Source organism: Vreelandella sp. 21 (assembly GCF_050995515.1).
GTDB lineage: Bacteria > Pseudomonadota > Gammaproteobacteria > Pseudomonadales > Halomonadaceae > Vreelandella > Vreelandella alkaliphila.
The window spans coordinates 2,627,841-2,642,964 of record NZ_CP194673.1; the positions used below are offsets into that span (position 1 = coordinate 2,627,841).

Below are 15,124 nucleotides of genomic sequence, written 5' to 3' on the forward strand. Positions count from 1 at the left end.
AGGTTGTTTAAGAGGAAACCCCTATGACCCCATTTGAGCAGACAGTCCACCATTTCCTTTCGCACCTCTACGGCCCCCGCGCCAGCGAGGTACAACGCCGTCTTGGACAACACATTGACCACTTTCGCAGTGCATCACAGGCGCCAGCCATAACAGAAAATACCGCGGCTGAAGGCGATAATGCACCAACGTGGAGCGAAAAAGATCAATGGGTCATTAGCTACGGTGATTCCATTGTGGCAGAGGAAACGCCTCCTCTTGCTGTGCTGAATGAGTTTCTTCAACGCTATTTGGGGGAGCGTATTAGCGGCGTGCATGTGCTGCCTTTTTTTCCTTGGAGTAGCGATGATGGCTTTTCAGTCATTCATTACCGCGAGGTTAATCCAGAGCTAGGTGATTGGCAGCATATCCGTGAGCTGGCAAGCCACTATGACGTGATGGGCGATTTAGTGCTAAACCACGTGTCTCGCGAATCCCTGTGGTTTGTGGATTATTTAACCGGAAGTTTGCCAGGTCGTGATTACTTTATAGAAATAGACCCAGAAACCGATGTTTCTGGCGTGGTTCGACCACGTAGCAGCCCATTGCTAGTGCCCATTTCCACGCGCCGGGGCACGCGCCATGTATGGGCAACCTTCTCAGAAGATCAGATCGATTTAAACTTTGAAAATCCTGACGTATTGCTCGAGTTTGTTGGCATCCTGCTGTTTTACCTCCAACAGGGCGTGCGTATCATTCGCCTGGATGCAGTGGCATTTTTATGGAAGCGTCTGGGAACGCCATGCATCCACCTTCCCGAAACCCATACGGTGGTCCGTTTACTGCGCGCCATTGTGGATGAAATAGCGCCGGGCACGCTGATAATTACCGAGACCAATGTCCCTCACGCAGAAAATATCAGTTACTTTGGCCTAGAACGGTTAGCCAATGGGGCGCCTGACGAAGCCCATATGGTCTATCAATTTGCCCTACCACCACTGCTATTGCATACACTCACCCGCGGTGAAGCCACTACCCTTCAAACATGGCTTTCCAGCCTGCCGATATTGCCCAGACACTGCACCTATTTAAACTTCACCGCGAGCCATGATGGTATTGGCGTGCGCCCTTTAGAAGGGGTGCTACCCGATCATGAGCGAGATGCACTGCTAGAACTGATGCATCGCTTTGGTGGCTTTGTCAGCATGCGGAGCAATCCCGATGGCAGTGACTCGCCCTACGAAATCAATATTACTTGGTTTGAGGCCATGCGCGGCACGCGCAGAGGACCAGACCCCTGGCAAATTGCCCGCTTCCTGTGCAGCCAAGCTATTATGCTGACGCTCCAGGGCATTCCCGCCCTCTATATTCATACATTGACCGGCACGCTTAACGATGTCGAAGGAGTGGAGCGCAGCGGCCGATTGCGCTCAATTAATCGACGCCGCTGGCAGCGTGATGAGCTAGCACTGTTACTCGAAAGCCCCTCAACGCCGACTCACGATGTGTTTCATGCGCTTAGCCGCTTGCTGGAACTTCGGCGCACAGAGCCCTGCTTCCACCCCAACGCCACACAACGCGTACTGACCACGCCGCCTGACGTGTTAGCCATTGAGCGAGGCCCGCTAAGCGACGGCCGCCGACTGCTTGCCCTGTTTAATGTCACCGATACGCTACTGCCATTAGATAATGTAGGAGAAGCACTTGAGCAGGCACTTAGCCAACATGCTTGGCGTGCTTTAGATCTGCAAAACGCCCTGGAGGAAACCGCGCTTCCTCCCTATACAATAAGATGGATGGTGACAGACACGTGAAAGGTGCATTGCGGCATAATGTCTCAGCAATTAGGCAATATAATCGTCAAATAATCGACTGCTGAGATACTGCAGCATTCAACATTGACTGAGATAATAGTTAATTATGCTGCAACAAAGCATTGCAATTGGCCCTTTGGGCTTCAGCCTCCATCAGCTAGTTTTAATAGTGACATTTCTGATAGCGCTTTTGGTGGGGGCGTTACTAGGGCGGCGACATAGCGTAGCGGTCAACGATACGCTTATAACGATATTTTTTATTGCTCTCCTGGCTGCGCGAGTAGTGTTTGTAGTGCGTTACTGGGAAGCGTATGACGGTATTATTTCCCGATTAGATATTCGTGACGGTGGCTTTGATTTAGCGGCCGGTCTTATTGCTGGACTCGGTTACGCGAGTTGGGTTCTATGGCGCTCTTCTCGCCAACGCTGGCCTTTAAGCGGTGCTTTACTTGCGGGAATTTTCACATGGGGGATGCTAGTTGGTAGCACTCTATTAATTGAACAACAATCGCGCCCACTACCACACACTGCTTTATTAGACCGGAACGGCCACTCTGCCAACCTGCCACAACTTGCCAAGCAAACGCAGCAGCCTCTTGTTGTTAATCTTTGGGCGAGCTGGTGCCCCCCTTGTATTCGTGAAATGCCTGTTTTTGAGGAAGCTCAAAATACCGAGCAGGACATCACATTTGTGTTTGTTAATCAGGGGGAAAGCGCCCAGCACATTGAGACATTTATGAATCAACATGACCTCTCACTCGATAATGTGTGGCTTGACCAAAACAATGCATTAGGGAGCGCAACGGGTGCTCACGCCATGCCCACTACCCTTTTTTATAACGCAGAAGGAAAACTCGTGAACACGCATTTTGGCGAACTTTCTCGAGCAACTCTTCAACAAGGCTTGGAACGTTTGCGCTGAGACAGCCTCCTACCTTTGCCCATAACATCAACGAATTACAGTGCTCATCTTTTACATATAAGGATTTACTTATGAAATACTTTTCCCTGTCTCGTTTAAGCACTTTGTTACTATTAACGAGCATTGGCAACATCTCCACAAGCTATGCCGAAGAACTGCCTGCACCAGTTCAAGCGCTCACCAACCAGGGGATAACGATTCACGGTCAGTTTGAGGCGCCAGGGGGCATGCGTGGTTACGGTGCTAGCGTACAGGGCCAAGAGTTGGCGATTTATTTAACTCCTGATGGCCAACACACCATTATCGGCACGCTAATGGATGATCAAGGCAACGACCTCACCGAAGCACAGATAGAGGAGCATGTTCGGGTTCCGCTTGAAGCGCAAACCTGGGCGTTACTGGAAGAGAGCCACTGGATTCAAGATGGCGATGAAAACGCGCCGCGGGTTATCTATACCTTTACCGATGCTAACTGCCCCTACTGTCGCCAACTGTGGCAACAAAGTCGCCCTTGGGTAGAGGCTGGAGAGGTACAGCTGCGCCATATTATGGTGGGCATCTTGGCACCGAACAGTCCCGCCCTGGCGGCCACCCTGCTGGGAGCAGACGACCCTGCTGCCGCGCTACATGACCACAGCAACGGCGATTCGCTTTCAGCAAGCGCCCAGCCTCGAGATATTGAAGAGCAGGTATATGCCAACAATCAGCTTTTTGAGGAGCTAGGCCTGTACGCTACGCCCACCAGCGCCTTCCAGCGCGAGACAGACAGTGGCAATTTACGTATCGACAGGATTCAAGGCTTACCGAGCGAGGAGCGTTTAATTGAAATGATGGGCGGTGAAGCGCCTTAAAGCAGACAATATAAGCAAGTTTTAAAGCGCCCATCCAGCATCCTCAAACCAATCAGTAGCCCGTGGGGTTATACCACCACGGGCTACTATTTTTTCCGGATACGTTGGTTGCGATGCTTGTATCGCTGCTCCTTAGCTAGTTACTCGTCTGTCAGATTTTCAAAACGAGGCATGCCGACGTTCCATGGTTCGATATCGCCTTTTTCGCCAAAGTTCGCATGGTCGCCAAGCACATGGCCGTCATGCTCACGGACCTGTCCATAAAGCGAACGTTTATGGAAAGTAGGGCCAAAGCGCTCTAGTGTCTCAGCAACGTCACCCGTGTAACGGGGGTCTTGCGGTCGCTCTTGGCTACTCATGTAATAGGCAATGTCCCAGGCATCCTGGTCACTTAACGAGCGCGGCTGTCCTAGCGGCATATTGTTGTAAATAAACCCTGCGGCGGTATCGACTCTGACAATGCCTGCGCCCCAGTTATTAGAGCCATCCCCCCAAGGGGCGGGAAACACATACTCGCCGTTCTCATAGTGCCCAGCGCCGTTGTCTTGATGACAAATAGCGCAGTTTTCTTGGTACGCCGCTTCACCACGGGCGTAATCGGGGGATTCATCTGGCTCGTCTGGCGCAGGAAAACCGCGGCCATAAATAGGCTGACTGGGGTACATTGGCGCACCGGTAGCCAGCCATTGGTGGTAAGCGCTGAGTGCGAGCATCTCATCACTGCCATAGGCAGGCGGCGTTCCATTCATCGAGTAAGCAAAGCAGCCAGCAATGCGCTCTTCAAGATTGTTAACGTGCTGATTTTTACCCCTGAAGTCAGGAAGCGTGACCGCCGCTGCCCAGACCGGTGCACTAAACGGTTGACGCCCTTCGCCTAAGTGGCAGCTTGAGCAGTTCATGTCATTGAAAACGTTTTCACCACGTAGCTGCTGCGTGTTGGTAAATAGGTCGTAGCCATACCGAATGACCTTTTTTAGCTCTGGATGGATATCAGCGTCTTCCAGGTCTGCCATGGTCGGTGGAACATGAACTAGCTCGCCCTCTTGCGGTGCAGGAAAACCAAGTTCCACTAACTGCTGATAGGGCGCTTCGTTAGAGGGATCAGCAGCATTGTCAGCAAAAGCGCTGACGGCTAGTCCGGTAGCTAATGAACAGCCTGTTAGTGCTAGCACGAGACGTTTTTTATGCATAATCATTGCGCTGCCTCCTCTTCTTCACTGCCGGTTTGGGCGCTAACGTCCTGGCCGGCATACCATGCTGACACCGCCTGGATATCCTCATCGCTCATACGCTTAGCAATAGCCCCCATCAAATTTTGGGGATCATTACTGCGCTGATCATTTTGCCAAGCATGCAACTGGTTGCTTATATAACCTGCGTGCTGGCTTGCAATACCAGGGAACGTCTCCCCAACGCCAGTGCCGCCCGGGCCATGACAGCTCTTGCATGACACAATGTAGGCATCCCAATCTCCGCGCTCAGCCAACTGTTCGCCACGGGCTAATAGCGCCTCGTCCACGTCATCGCCACCTTGGCCAGGGGTGATAGGCATTTCGCTATAATAGGCGGCAACGTCCACTATTTGCTGGTCATTAAGCATATTAGCAAAGGGCATCATGGTGGCGTTTTGGCGACGTCCCTCTTTAAAATCGTGTAGCTGCTTAACGATATAATCGGCATTAAGCCCAGCCAAACGCGGCCACGATTCGCCTCCAGGTATGTTCATCCCACTGCCGTTAGCTTGATGACACGCTGTACAGGTTGCCGCGGCGGCCTGGCCACGCTCGGCATCGCCTGTTTCGGCAAAGGCCGTGCCTGCGAGCGTGCTGGCCCCTATAAGGCTGGCGCCCATCAACAAGCTGAACTTGCTCCATTGTTTTTTATTCATATATCCCCCTGACTGCTGTTCGTTATTTACTTACCTGCCCGTTATTTACTAGTCGTAGCCCATTTACTGCGATGATGCAGCGAGAGCTATCGAATAGCCTCAGGTCTTTCTCGTTGCTCATCCCCTACCGTAGGAATGGTTAAATGGGCGCTAAACCCGCCGGCCTGGACATTTTCAAAATTTACCCAGCCCCCAAAACGCTCAACAATTGCCGCCACAATCGCTAAGCCCAAACCGCTACCTTGCTGCTTGCTCACGCGCCAGAAACGCTGAGTTAACTGCTTTAGTGTAGCGTCATCGACGCCGCTACCCTGGTCATGCACTGTGAACGTTACGTGACGCTGATCAGGGGTACACTGCACGCTTAGCGCGACAGGCTGCTCACTCGCCCCATGATGCAATGCGTTATCCAGTAAATTACGTAGTGCGGTTATTGCCAGCTCTCTAGGCATGGCAACGCACACTTGGGGTAATTGAGAGGGAAGCTGGCACTGCCCTGCAGTTGCCATGCTATCGGCGATCGCAACATCAACAATCTCACCTACCTGACTTAGCTCGCCATCATCAAAGCGCATGCGCCCTTCAACTCTTGCTAACGTCAGTAACTGGTCTAGCGTATGCGCTAGTCGAACCACCCCCGCCTCTGCGTATCTGAGTGATTCTTTCGCCGTTTCGCCGTCGGCTCGCTGCGCTACTTGAAGATGGGTTTTAATCGCAGTTAAGGGAGTGCGTAACTCATGAGCGGCATCGTTGGTAAAACGCTGTTCACGGACAATGGTTTGTTGGATTCTTACGAGTAACCCATTGAGCGTCTCAATCAACGGTTTAATCTCTTTCGGCACCCCATAGGTAGATACGGGTGCCAGCGCTTCCGGATGACGACTGGCAAGCGACGCGCGCAGCCTGGTTAGCGGCGCAAAACCAAGCCAAACAACCACCCAGAGCGCAATTAAACTGCCCGTTAATGCCACCACAAACGGCACGACAGCGACGCGAAACACATCGCTAAGCAATATGTCCCGCTCATCCATCCGGTCGGCGGTAGTAATGACCAGATTGCCACGTTCATAGGTAAAGACACGCCAGGTAGTATCGCCTTCCTGCCGGTAAGCATGACCACGCTCACCCGGTGCCAGTATAGTTTCCATGTTGGCATGAGTACGGGCGATGATATCGCCACGCGGGGAGTGCACCTGGCAGGCCAACCCCTCGATGGGCGGGATAGACAAAGCGCGAGCTTGGCTCTGTTCCCAGACATCTTCAGGCAGTTGAAGCACGAGCCCGGCGACCATGCGTGCCGACTGAGCAAGGCGCTGATCGAGTGTTTCTACGAATTTTTTTTCTAAATCATTGAGCAACCAAGCCGCAGCAACACCCCATAGCAATGCCAATGTCACCCCCAGGGTAAGCAATAGGCGGGCTCGTAAACTCATTGCTGCCCCTTATGAGGCGTGCCTGGAATGTGGACAGCCTCAGGCTTGCCTAACCGATATCCCAACCCACGAACCGTCTCAATGATGCCACTGCCTAGTTTTCGACGTAGATGGTGGATATGCACATTCAGTGCATTGCTCTCTACATCGTCACTCAAACCATAGAGGCTATCTTTTAGCTGGTCGGCAGAAAGCACGCTGCGCGGCGAATGCAGAAAGGCCTCTAAAAGCACCAGTTCTCGGCGCGATAGCGTTACCAACTGACCGGAGACTCTCACTTCACGCGCATGAGGATCCAGCGTTAGCGCCCCATGTACCGTCATACCCTGGCTACGGCCCGATACTCGCCGAAGCAGTGCATGAAGACGGGCCACTAACTCGTCAAGGTCAAAGGGTTTCACCAGATAGTCGTCGGCTCCGCACTGCAGGCCGTCAACACGGTCTCGTACCGCATCCCGCGCTGTTAGCATTAACACTGGGGTAGCGTTACCTTGGTCACGCCACGATTGCAGCAGTTGCAAGCCGTCGCCATCAGGAAGACCGCGATCAAGTATCACAACGTCACTTACCACTGACTGCATGATTTGTCCCGCTGCTTGAATCGTGGACACATGATCGACGACAAAGTCGTACATCATTAAACCGGAGCGTATTCCTGATGCGACCAATGGATCATCTTCAATGAGCAAGACGTGCATGACGGTTTTCCTTTTATTGCTACCAGCATGGCAAACGCACATTAACCCAACATTAAGCTAGCGGGCTGTGCCATAAACTCATTTACCAAAGCTCATTTACCAAAGCTTATTTACAAAAGCTCATTTACAAAAACGCCCTTGCCTAAAGAGACAAGGGCGATAACAGTGGTTTATACATTAACGCTACTGGCTAATACGTTTTGCGATAAACCAGCCTGCCACCATCGCGGCCAACAACGCCAATAACGGCAATGAGATCCCACCGATGGAGGCGATGGCAGGGCCAGGACAGTAGCCAGAAAGCCCCCATCCAATGCCAAATAGCGCTGCACCACCCAGCAGCTTGCCGTCTAACGCTTGCTTAGTTGGAAGCTGAAAATTAGCGCTAAACAGCGGCTCGCCACGTGCAAATACCAACCGATAGCCCACAAACGTTGTGCCTACCGCACTGCCTAGCACGAACATCAGCGTTGGATCCCAAGCGCCGGCTACATCAAGGAAGCCAAGTACACGGGCAGGATCAGTCATACCCGAGATAGCTAACCCAAGCCCGAATAGCAAACCAGCGATATAGCCAGCAGCGGTTTTTACTGTTGCACTATTCATATCACGCGCCTCATACACCACCTCCAATCATATGACGCATCACATAGACCGTGGCCACCGCTGTGAGTAGAAACACCCCAGTGGCGGCCATAGAGCGGGGGGATAAGCGTGCCAAACCGCAAACGCCATGGCCGCTGGTACAGCCGCTGCCAAGCCCAGTGCCTAACCCGACTAACAGACCGGCTATCAACATTAGCGGCACACCGCCAGCTGGCGCACCGATCACCGCACCGGGAGCATCGGCAACGTTGCCTAGCCCGCCTCCCATTGCCATGACCAATAACGGGCCACTCACCAGCCCGAACAAAAAGGCTATGCGCCAAGCACTATCGCCTTTAGGTCGCTGGGTTATTAAGTTCCCAATAATGCCGCTAATACCGGCGATGCGCCCCAAGGCTCCCATCAACCACACAGCGGATAAGCCTATCAATACACCACCAACGAGCCCTTGCAGGCTTGCTATCCAGTCCACAGGTGTCTCCTTGCTGTGTTAATGCTTGTTTTTACAGGTTGAGATGCCCAGCAGAGGATACAATGGGCAAAAATTAAACAGCCCAGTGGCGAGTGGTACGACGCCAATCCATCCCCATGCGCCAATGGTGCCGGTCAGCGCCAGTATGATCAGAATAAGACCAACTACGATTCGTGCCACTTTGTCGATACCGCCGACGTTTGCTTTCATTTTCTGCTCCTCGATAATCAATATCAGTTAAAAGCGGTTGATAGGGACTTTTAGATAGACAACGCCATTGTCGTCGGCAGGCGGCATCTCACCCGCGCGCATGTTGACCTGTACAGAGGGAATAATGAGCTTAGGCATGCCTAGCGTGGCATCACGCTCCGTGCGCATTTTCACGAACTCATCTTCTGAAATGCCTTCATGTACATGGACGTTCGCGTCACGCTGCTCTGCCACACTGGTTTCATGTTGATAAACGTCTCGGCCAGGTGCTTTATAGTCATGGCATAAAAACAGCCGCGTTTGCGTCGGCAGTGCCAACACCTTTTGGATAGAGCGGTACAGCGTACGTGCATCGCCACCGGGGAAGTCACAGCGTGCGGTGCCGTAATCTGGCATAAACAGTGTGTCGCCAACGAAGGCCGCGTCGCCTATCACATAAGTAAGGCAGGCAGGCGTATGGCCTGGCGTATGAAGCACGCGCGCTTGAAGACTGCCAATGGTGAACGTATCGCCTTCATTAAACAGAGCATCAAATTGGCTACCGTCCCGAGCAAACTCAGTCCCTGCATTGAATGCTTTACCAAAAATTTCCTGTACGTCGACAATGTGCGCGCCAATCCCGGTTTTTCCACCTAGCATTTGGTGTAAATAAGGCGCCGCAGAGAGGTGATCAGCATGTACATGGGTTTCTAAAATCCACGTTACTTCAAGGCGGTTATCGCGAATGAATTCAATGATCTCGTCAGCAGAACGTACATCCGTATGCCCCGCGGCATAATCAAAATCCAGTACCGAATCTAGAATAGCGCAGGCATTACTATCTGGATCCTGCACCACATAGCTAAAGGTGTTAGTGGGCTCATCAAAGAAGTGAGTGACAATCGGGTGTTGCATTCTGTGCCTCCCGCTAATGGCAAGTAATGATGTTGCTATGCAACCATCATAGACCATAAAATGTTATATGTTTATACTTATTTGGAATTTAAAACGATTTCTTGAGCATGATCAATATTGCTCGTCGGCCAATAGCCGCGAAACAAAAAAGCACCTCGCTGCCAACGAGGTGCTGTGAAGAGAATGACATGGTCGGTTAAGCGAAATTCATCAGCGTCTATCGACTTAAAGCCTTATACACTTTGAGACTTGATACGCTTAAAGGCCCGATAAACTCAAAGCACTTATAAACTTAAAATTTATAGAAACAAACAAGCATTGAGCGTTAAACCTTACCCTGATTATCAAGCTCTACCGCTTCATGCATACGGGCTAGCACATCAGGCATCGCCGCTTGTACACGGTTCCAACTGGGAATAAAGGGGCGTTCACGAGGGTTATCTAAAAACAGATTGCCAGCTTCTAGTAAATTGCTGGCAAATAGCTCAACTGCCTGTTCTTCACAGTGGCGATCTAAACTTAGTCCATTCATCGTCGCGTCGTGATCATAGGCTTCAATGAGGTCTAAGGCTAAACGGTAGTAGGTTGCTTTGAGCGTCCGGAAATCTTCGCTGCTAAAGCTAACCCCTTGGGTAGCCAGCTTACGATAAAGCGCTTTTGCGATATCCAGACTCATTCGGTTCAAGCCACTGGTCGCATCCTCTTCACTAACGGGCTGATGCTTATGGTCATAGGCGTCGGCAATATCGACCTGACATAGCTGACGGTGGGAGTAATTGCGCTGCAACTCGGACAGCACGCCGATTTCCAACCCCCAATCAGCGGGAATTCGAATGCCCTCTAGCACATCACTGCGCATGGCAAATTCACCAGATAACGGGTAACGGAAGCTGTCTAGATAATCCAAATAAGGTAACGGACCACAGACAGTTTTCAAGGCACGTAGCAGCGGAGTCACCATCAACCGAGAAACACGCCCATTGAGCTTTCCTTCGGCGATACGCGGGTAATAGCCTTTACAAAAACTGTAATTAAAACGGGGATTCGCGACAGGATACATAAGGCGCGCTAGAAGGCCACGGTCGTAGGTAAGAATATCGCAATCGTGAAGACCAACGGTGGTGGAGCGACCTGAACTAAGCACATAGCCAGCGCAATACCATACGTTTCTTCCTTTTCCTGGCTCTAAAGCCCCTAAACCATGACTTTCTAATTCTTGGTCGATAGCACGTAAACGCGGGCCGTCATTCCATAGAATTCGAGTGTGCTGGGGCAAGCGTGAAAAGAATTCCCGAGCATATAAAAATTGATCGCGGTCTGCTCTGTCCAAACCAACGACAATTTCATTGAGGTAAGGCACTTTCACCAGCTCATCAACAATCGCCGACAGCGCAGGCCCTTCCAGTTCAGAAAAAAGCGAGGGTAAAATTAGTCCCATTGGGCGACGTTTGGCAAACTGGCAAAGCTCTTGTTCAAGGGCTTCAACTGGCCGGCGCGTTAAGTTGTGAAAGTCGGTAATCACACCATTTTGATGGAAATCACTCATACGCTAGCCTCCCGTGGCTTGTAATCTGATGCAGCGGCGTCATTCACTGGCGCCATTTCTAGACGCCCGTCATCTCGCCCCCACCAGTGGGCTACCCCCTCAGCCCAGCCAGTTGGCCCAGTTGCATTTGTTCGATATAACGCGCTGTTGTGCGGCTCAACGTTAAGAGCGTGGCAACCTCGAATCACTACAGCTTGATCGACAGTTTCCAGCATAGTGATATCGTTTGGGCCATCGCCCAAGCCCAATGAAAGTGGCGAACTGCCTCGTAATGCAGTAAATCGTTTAATTAGCCACTCTACGGCACCCCCTTTATCAGACAAGCGCCCAATCACATGCCAAAAGCGGCCCCCTTGCGTGAGCTCAAGGCCATCGCCTTCAAGCGCAATGCGGAACGTTTCAAGTGCGGCTGCATTATCTTCCCAAATAAGTGGCTCACTCCCCTCCCGCTGCCGCGCTGCTTTCGCACGGGTTTCATCAAGCCCAGTTAACGCCATTACCTGTTGAAGGCTTAAGTCGCCCATTCGAGTAAACCGAATCCCCAGGCGCTTACGCCAAACGTTTAGTCGCGCTTTAATGAAACCACTATCAACTCCGGTGTGTTTAATAACGACGCCATCTCGGCCATTACCAGGGCGATCTAAACGCGCATGACACCAACCTGGCGGCAGACCAATAACAGCACCATTCTCGGCAATAAAGGGGGTCGCCGTTAGCCCAAGGGCTTCTCGTAGGGGAATGAGTTCAGCGCGAGTTTTACTGGTAACCGGAATGACCGGAACCCCTAGCTGTTTAAGGCGGGCAAGCCAGGGCTTGGCAGGTGAGAAATCATAACTGTGGTGATCTAGTAATGAACCGTCCAAGTCGGTGACTACCAAACGCGGTTGAAGCGCTGGGTCTAAGTCACTAGGTGACTGAGCATCACTGGGCAACGCAGTACGCTTGTATTCGGTCATAGCACCACCCTTTTGCAATCTTAAAAGTCGTTACACACGTCCACTTTTAGATGAGCAACAAAGCAGTTTGTATGCCAATACAATTTTATTTTTAATAATCAAAAATTTAACTCATAAAAAGCAGCCACTTTCTTATGAGCCCCAAAACAACGCAACTTCGGCGCACCAAAATAGTGCGCGAATAAATTGAAAAAAATTCGACAAGCCCTTGGAAAAAGCTCATAAATAGCTATACTGAAATTGTACCCACTGGCAACCTTGTACACCCCTCACCTGATGCCAGTGGGCTGCAGTGAGCCAAGCCCTTTCATACCCGCCTCCCCCGGCGGGTTTTTTTTGACTTACCCCCTAGTCCACATGAATAACCACCTCAACGCGACGATTTCTCGCTCGCCCTTCGACAGTATCGTTATCTTCTAGCGGCTGAGTTGCGGCTAGTCCAACGGCTCGCAAACGCTCTGGAGCAACCCCTGCGGCTTCAAGTGCCTCAACGATCGCAATCGCCCGCGCACTTGAAAGCGCCCAGTTGGACGAAAACTCTGGGGTATTGATAGATTGGCTATCGGAGTGTCCCTCTACCCACACTTCCCCCTCGAAGCGCTGGATGGTATCCATCAATGATCCTACTAACGATGAGCCACCTTCTGTCAACTGAGCATCGGCAGAGGGAAATAGCAACCGATCTTGTACACGCAGGCTGATACCTTCAGCGACTCGGGAAACTTCAACGCCTTCCAGGTTAGGTAGGTACGTCGAAGCCTCCACACGCTCAGACAATCTCTCATCAAGTGCTAATGCGCTATTAATCGCCACGTCAGATACTTTTTGTACATTGATAGGTGGACGGTCGGTGAGCAGTACCATGTAATCGGCCAACGGCGAAACAGACTGACGCTCATCGGTGGGCAGTAGCAACTGCGGAAGCCTACTATTGGCAGTCGATGGCTGGGTATCTATCGATACTTCTTCAATCCGCGCCAATAAAGGAGGCACCTCCACAACAGCAGTGCGAGCTTTAGGCAACCCTGCCACACCCAACGCAGCGCTAATCGCAAACGGGCTGAGCGCATCACTGCTAGGTGATACGCCGAGTACTGTGCGCTGCTGACGGGCTTCAGCAAGCGCATCCGGCAGGGGTATTTCTCTAGCAGGTGACGACTCATAGCCGTACTCATCGGCTGTTTCTTGCTGAAACAATGATGGGCTTGTCACATTAGCCGCAGCAATAATAATAACGAACAGGGCTACCAGTAGCGTCATAATGTCAATATAGCTAATCATCCAACCGCTATTACTTTCATCTTCTGGATAAGCGGTTAGCAATGAATCATGACGCGGACCAGCGCGATGGTCTTCAAGCATGGGGGGGTTCACTCATTCAAGTTTTTAACCTCGTGGCCGATCTAGGGTAAGCGTGGCAAACTAGTCTATCAAAAGCCGTTTCGTAGCGAGAAGGAACAATCAGGTGCGCACCCGACCTATGTCATCAAGAGCTCATTCATTAAGCACTGAGCCATCATCGACCCAATCGTCCATTGGCCGACTATTTCGCCCTGTCGGCATTGGACTGGCGAGCCTGATGCTAAGCGGCTGCTTTTATGCCAATACATCGCAGGCTCCCATTGCGACTACCTATCCTTATAGTGAGCAGCAGCGCATGCAAGCGGCCCAGCACTGGGAAGTGCTAGCCCAACACGAAGCAGCAGGCATTCTTCGCAATGAACGGGTTCGCTTTAGGGATCTCCATATCCCAGCACAAGAGCATACGTCAGTTAGCGCCTATTACGGTGGCGAATTTGAACGTGGCTTTCGCACGCTATTAACAAGCGAACTGGTGTCACGCGGGGGAAGCGTGATGACGCAACCCAACACTGGCGGTGCCACCGTTCAAGTGGACGTAGAAGTTGTTGAGCATCGTGACCGCGGCTATATACGCCCACCGTTTGGTGCATACACCGCCCTTGCCGGTGGCGTGACCGTGGCTAGCATGGCACTAGGAAACTGGAGCGAGCCTGCGCTTGCATTAATTCCCGCTGCGATGGTGGCAGATACGACCAGCGGCAGTTGGACTTATGAGGGCAAAGAGGAGGTTATCATCACTACCCAGATCGTTGATAGTGAACGCATTCTCTACTCCTCTTCTAATATTTATTACATAAATGCTGGTGACCGACGTCACTATGCGCCAAATCGCGTTCCTCAAGCGCCTGCAACCCCAACTGTTTCTATCACCGATACTTGGTAATTACATGCTTTCACTCTCCCACTCTCTGTCTCCACTGCGCGGCTTAGCAGTTGGTGCACGTCTGCTTATCGTTGCGTTGTTTATGCTGTTTTTGGCTGGCTGCACTGCACTTGGCAATAACAATAGCATGCGAAATGCCGAGCCTCAGCCAGACCTTTCCGAACTAGCCCATGAAGCCGCCGCGCAAATGGTCGCCAGCAACCCAGACCTTACACGCCATAGCCCGATGATTGCGGCTACCTTTGTAAGTATTGATAACTTAAGCCAGTCGTCTACGTTTGGCCGTATTAGCTCTGAAATTATGGCGTCCGCCCTCGCACGGCAAGGCATGCAGGTACGCGAAGTCAAAATGCGTGACAGTATGTTTATTGAAGAAACCGTTGGCGAATTAATTTTATCCCGCCAAGTCCAACGTCTTAGCGCCCAGCACAACGCACGCTCGATACTGATGGGTACTTATGCACAAGGCCAGGACTATCTCTATGTGAGTGCACGGGTAGTTCGCGCTGGTGATGCGATGGTTCTTGGCAGCGCTGACTTTAAGCTGCCGCTGGATAATAACACCCGAAGCTTATTGGAAGGCCAAGGCGGCTGGTAATCGATTCACCTC

General features: G+C 51.6%; 16 protein-coding genes. 5 read left to right on the forward strand and 11 right to left on the reverse strand.

The window, feature by feature from the left end; all coding sequences use genetic code 11:
• Positions 1-23: 23 nt before the first annotated feature.
• The 3 genes from ACN06F_RS12225 (at position 24) to dsbG (ending at position 3,566) form a co-directional block, all read left to right on the forward strand.
• A complete protein-coding gene (locus tag ACN06F_RS12225; RefSeq protein WP_433924001.1) occupies positions 24-1,793 on the forward strand; it encodes a sugar phosphorylase in 1,770 nt (589 codons plus the stop codon).
• A 169-nt stretch (positions 1,794-1,962) separates the two neighbouring features.
• Positions 1,963-2,715 (forward strand): TlpA family protein disulfide reductase, encoded by a 753-nt coding sequence (locus ACN06F_RS12230; RefSeq protein WP_433924002.1) that lies wholly within the window; start codon positions 1,963-1,965, stop codon positions 2,713-2,715.
• A 71-nt stretch (positions 2,716-2,786) separates the two neighbouring features.
• On the forward strand, positions 2,787-3,566 hold the full coding sequence (gene dsbG / locus ACN06F_RS12235) for a thiol:disulfide interchange protein DsbG (protein WP_433924003.1): 780 nt from the start codon (positions 2,787-2,789) through the stop codon (positions 3,564-3,566).
• Positions 3,567-3,706: 140 nt separating this feature from the next.
• Here dsbG and ACN06F_RS12240 read toward each other — a convergent pair whose 3' ends face one another.
• The 11 genes from ACN06F_RS12240 to ACN06F_RS12290 all read right to left on the reverse strand — a co-directional run bounded on the left by ACN06F_RS12240 (position 3,707) and on the right by ACN06F_RS12290 (position 13,631).
• Positions 3,707-4,762, reverse strand: a complete 1,056-nt coding sequence (locus tag ACN06F_RS12240; protein ID WP_176472129.1) for a c-type cytochrome — start codon at positions 4,760-4,762, stop codon at positions 3,707-3,709.
• The gene (locus ACN06F_RS12245; protein WP_038486088.1) at positions 4,759-5,454 is read right to left on the reverse strand and encodes a c-type cytochrome; all 696 of its coding nucleotides are present in this window, start codon (positions 5,452-5,454) and stop codon (positions 4,759-4,761) included. Before ACN06F_RS12245 ends, ACN06F_RS12240 begins: the two co-directional genes overlap by 4 nt.
• A gap of 86 nt (positions 5,455-5,540) precedes the next feature.
• Positions 5,541-6,887 carry an ATP-binding protein gene (locus ACN06F_RS12250; RefSeq protein ID WP_038486091.1) on the reverse strand — a complete coding sequence of 449 codons (1,347 nt, stop codon included), beginning with the start codon at positions 6,885-6,887 and terminating at the stop codon, positions 5,541-5,543.
• A complete protein-coding gene (locus ACN06F_RS12255; protein WP_038486094.1) occupies positions 6,884-7,585 on the reverse strand; it encodes a response regulator in 702 nt (233 codons plus the stop codon). The genes ACN06F_RS12250 and ACN06F_RS12255 overlap by 4 nt, the downstream gene beginning before the upstream one ends.
• 183 nt (positions 7,586-7,768) lie before the next feature.
• Entirely contained in the window at positions 7,769-8,191 is a 423-nt protein-coding gene (locus ACN06F_RS12260) for a DUF6691 family protein (protein ID WP_038486986.1), read from the reverse strand.
• Positions 8,192-8,201: 10 nt separating this feature from the next.
• Positions 8,202-8,663, reverse strand: a complete 462-nt coding sequence (locus ACN06F_RS12265) for a YeeE/YedE family protein (protein WP_038486097.1) — start codon at positions 8,661-8,663, stop codon at positions 8,202-8,204.
• A gap of 18 nt (positions 8,664-8,681) precedes the next feature.
• Complete coding sequence (locus ACN06F_RS12270; RefSeq protein WP_038486099.1) at positions 8,682-8,873, reverse strand: YgaP family membrane protein; 192 nt, start codon at positions 8,871-8,873, stop codon at positions 8,682-8,684.
• 27 nt (positions 8,874-8,900) lie between these two features.
• Complete coding sequence (locus ACN06F_RS12275; protein WP_038486102.1) at positions 8,901-9,767, reverse strand: MBL fold metallo-hydrolase; 867 nt, start codon at positions 9,765-9,767, stop codon at positions 8,901-8,903.
• A gap of 325 nt (positions 9,768-10,092) precedes the next feature.
• Positions 10,093-11,313: a glycosyl transferase gene (locus ACN06F_RS12280; protein WP_038486105.1), complete on the reverse strand. Its 1,221-nt coding sequence runs from the start codon at positions 11,311-11,313 to the stop codon at positions 10,093-10,095.
• On the reverse strand, positions 11,310-12,269 hold the full coding sequence (locus ACN06F_RS12285; protein ID WP_433924004.1) for an HAD-IIB family hydrolase: 960 nt from the start codon (positions 12,267-12,269) through the stop codon (positions 11,310-11,312). The genes ACN06F_RS12280 and ACN06F_RS12285 overlap by 4 nt, the downstream gene beginning before the upstream one ends.
• A 348-nt stretch (positions 12,270-12,617) precedes the next feature.
• On the reverse strand, positions 12,618-13,631 hold the full coding sequence (locus ACN06F_RS12290) for an OmpA family protein (RefSeq protein WP_433924005.1): 1,014 nt from the start codon (positions 13,629-13,631) through the stop codon (positions 12,618-12,620).
• A gap of 217 nt (positions 13,632-13,848) precedes the next feature.
• Here ACN06F_RS12290 and ACN06F_RS12295 point away from each other — a divergent pair, with 217 nt between their 5' ends.
• Positions 13,849-14,514, forward strand: coding sequence for a hypothetical protein (locus ACN06F_RS12295; protein WP_232482962.1), 666 nt, complete (start codon positions 13,849-13,851; stop codon positions 14,512-14,514).
• Positions 14,515-14,518: 4 nt separating this feature from the next.
• On the forward strand, positions 14,519-15,112 hold the full coding sequence (locus ACN06F_RS12300) for a FlgO family outer membrane protein (protein WP_038486114.1): 594 nt from the start codon (positions 14,519-14,521) through the stop codon (positions 15,110-15,112).
• Positions 15,113-15,124: the final 12 nt, after the last annotated feature.